This window comes from Ochrobactrum sp. BTU2 (genome assembly GCF_024539785.1).
In the GTDB taxonomy this organism is placed as follows: domain Bacteria; phylum Pseudomonadota; class Alphaproteobacteria; order Rhizobiales; family Rhizobiaceae; genus Brucella; species Brucella anthropi.
Window position 1 is genome coordinate 1 of the sequence record NZ_JAHWRG010000058.1, and the last position, 2,819, is coordinate 2,819.

Consider the following 2,819-nt stretch of genomic DNA (forward strand, 5'->3'; position numbering starts at 1 on the left):
TTGGCGCTTTCCAGATTGATATCATTGCCTGCAATGAGCGCAATATCACCGCGACCACCGGACAGCGTGCCATCTGCGTTGTAACCGGCACTGATCTGTGCGCCAACGGCATTGATATCACGCCCGGCTTCAACAATGACCGTATCGCCAGCACGAATTGTCGTTGGAACCGGTGTGGAGGACGATCCTTCAGCGCTGTTCTTCTGATACTGGAAACCGATACCAAGCGATGTGGATAGAAGTGGGCCGTTTTCGTTCGTTGTCAGGCTGTCATAAGCATATTTGCCGTTGATCCCGGCAATGGTCGCCATGGCAATCGAATTGGCTGCATTGCCATCGCCAACCTTCTTTGCATCGCTTTTGCCGGGATTCAGACAATTACTTTTCCACCTGAGAGGTCAAGCAAAAACCTGAACAGACTAGTTTCAAACGCTTGCTCTTTTCCCGGTCCAACTGCATAAATTTTGGTAGCTGGGGAGGCCAACGTATCGAGATAGAAATAAACCCCACTGCCGTCATCACAAATGGGGATAAAGCTCTGGCGGTCAGCTCCAATCTGTTTCCACTCCCGAAGTTGTTTGGTCACAGCAACAACGTCTTGCCATAGCGGGGGATCGTTCCTTTCCATTTTGGGAAGTCCGTAAACTTCGAGTCCGCCTGCCAACACAGCGCCATATTTCTGCAACAGCTCACGATACTCCAACGGAAACTGAACCCCCAGATCAGCTTCAGCCTGCGCAATTGCCAAATCTCCTACAGGCCCGGAAACCTCTCCTGCCTGACACAATCTATCAAATTCTTCACGTTCTGTAGTCATAATGTTCTCCTACGGCATAATCTGCCCTGAGTTTACAAAATCTTGGTATCTCTGCTGCCAATATGACTGAGAGTACCCGGGCTGGCGCACAGGACCTCCCTGCCCCGGAATGTGTAAGGGTCCCCCCGTCGCAGAGTTATACCGATTTTGTGATCGCGTAACTTCAATCATTTTGCCAGTCTCACGGCCTACGTGATGTAGCTGAATAGGCTCCCAACTACCGTTCGCAGTTCTAACAAAAGGAGCCTGACCATTTCTCATTCGAGTGATATTTTGAGGGGTGAGTTCAATGTCTGACCGCTGAATGACCAGTTCATTGCGATGCCGTGTCACCCCATTCCATGTGGTACTATTACCAAACGTTGCCTCGGCATTTGCGAGAAACTGAGCCTCGTCGGCATCTCTCGGTTGAACGCTGTTAAATCGACCTGTCCCTCCCGAGTTAGGGGGCGCTTTATTCAAGAAATTGCAACTTGTGACATCCCCACCCGCGCAATCTTGCAATGCAACGGCGGTATCCGCCATGGTAAATGCAGCAACACAAGCTGTGCTTGCCAGACAAGCTGCCGCCACTTCGGTAGTGACCGTCAACCCTATCATTGAAGCCAGTGTGAATACGCCCAGATTGCGCAACGCATCCTGATTGCGCAGCTCTGCAATCTGTTTGCTCTGCGCACGGCATGCATCACTCGTCACTCCACCGCAGAACACGTCCCGGAAGGTTGCGATTTCGGAGACGTTATCCAAGCCATAATATGACCGTAGGGCATCCAAAGCATACGCATTCGACTGGTTGATCGTGTTCGGAGGCATCCGCTCGACCATATCCTGACGCAAACTGCTCGCAGCAGTACGGGCTTCAAGAATGGCGTTCACATGCTGGTCAACGCAGGCGTAACTATTCGTATCAAGACATTCGAGGAATTCGGCCTGGTTAGAACGATAGATCTCGTCAAAGCCGCCTTCGGTCCAGACCTGTTGTGCACAGCTTTTATAGTCGGATGAGGTTTCACACTTAGCGAGCGCTTTCTTGTAAGCCTCAAGGTCATGAAGCCCGAGATAGTTATACTGGAATGCATTCCCCGCATAGGCAGCACCGGTTCCGCCTGTTGCCGCGCCAAGGCCCTGCAGGATAGCCCCCGTGATAGAATTGACCATGAGGTCGGCCGCTGAACCGGTGAGCCCAGCATCCTTTACAAACTGCTCGACGAGTTTGTGGATTTCCGGCGCGAGTTTTGCGGACATCGCACCACCTGCCATGCCAGAGAGCATTCCGCTGAAGTCAGTGACGCCCCCAAGAAGACCGCCCGCGATGGCGTGCAGGATGGCAGGTCCATTGCCGCCTTCCTTCCAGAACTCCATCTCGGCTTTATTGTCGTTCTTATAAGCTTCAGTATATCGCTCCGACGCATAATCACCGATCATCTTGGCGGCTTTTGCGGCAGCGTCATCGTAGAGCTGCTGGGTCTTCAGTTGCTCACTGAGGATTTTCTGCAGATCAGGAATACCGGGCAGCGACGTGTTGGTGTCGGTGGTGTCACGACGCAGATCGTCGATATTCTGCTTCTGATTGTCCGGATCAGTGATGACGATCTCACCCGGAGAAATCGCTGACAGCGCCTTTCCGGTTTCGCTTTCACCTTCCTTGATCGGTGGAGAGACAATAGGGCCGCTACCGGTTATGCCACCGCCATAGGTATCAGCTTTCCATTTCGAATGCGTATCAAGGTCTTCGAACTCCAGCGTTCCGGTTTCAAGACGATTGTCTTTCGGGTCGGCCTCACTGGTGATGAGACCACCTTTCAGCTTCGTATTGCCATCGACCTTGATGTCGAAACCGCCCTCACCTGCATGAATGCCGGATTGTTCGGAGACGATTGCTGCATCACCCTTCGCTGTCTGATAAGAGCCGGACAGTCCGCCCATAAGCCCGGATGGATTGGACCCGACACCAAGGCTGGCACCAACCTGTTTGGCGTTGGCTGTAGCCGTATCAAGCTGG

At 52.6% G+C, this 2,819-nt stretch carries 3 protein-coding genes; all 3 read right to left on the bottom strand.

Features of this window, described 5'->3' with window-relative positions:
• The coding region (locus KWJ32_RS27785; RefSeq protein ID WP_256886610.1) for a hemagglutinin repeat-containing protein at nucleotides 1-311 on the bottom strand (311 nt) is incomplete at its 3' end.
• A 59-nt stretch (nucleotides 312-370) separates the two neighbouring features.
• Nucleotides 371-817 (bottom strand): SMI1/KNR4 family protein, encoded by a 447-nt coding sequence (locus KWJ32_RS27790; protein WP_012092714.1) that lies wholly within the window; start codon nucleotides 815-817, stop codon nucleotides 371-373.
• Between the two features lie 9 nt (nucleotides 818-826).
• Nucleotides 827-2,819: HNH/ENDO VII family nuclease (locus KWJ32_RS27795; RefSeq protein WP_256886611.1), on the bottom strand; the 1,993-nt coding region annotated here is incomplete at its 5' end.

What these genes read in the sequence shown, in the direction of transcription:
- KWJ32_RS27790 (WP_012092714.1), bottom strand. Translation starts at nt 817, where the DNA reads ATGACTACAGAACGTGAAGAATTTGATAGATTGTGTCAGGCAGGAGAG.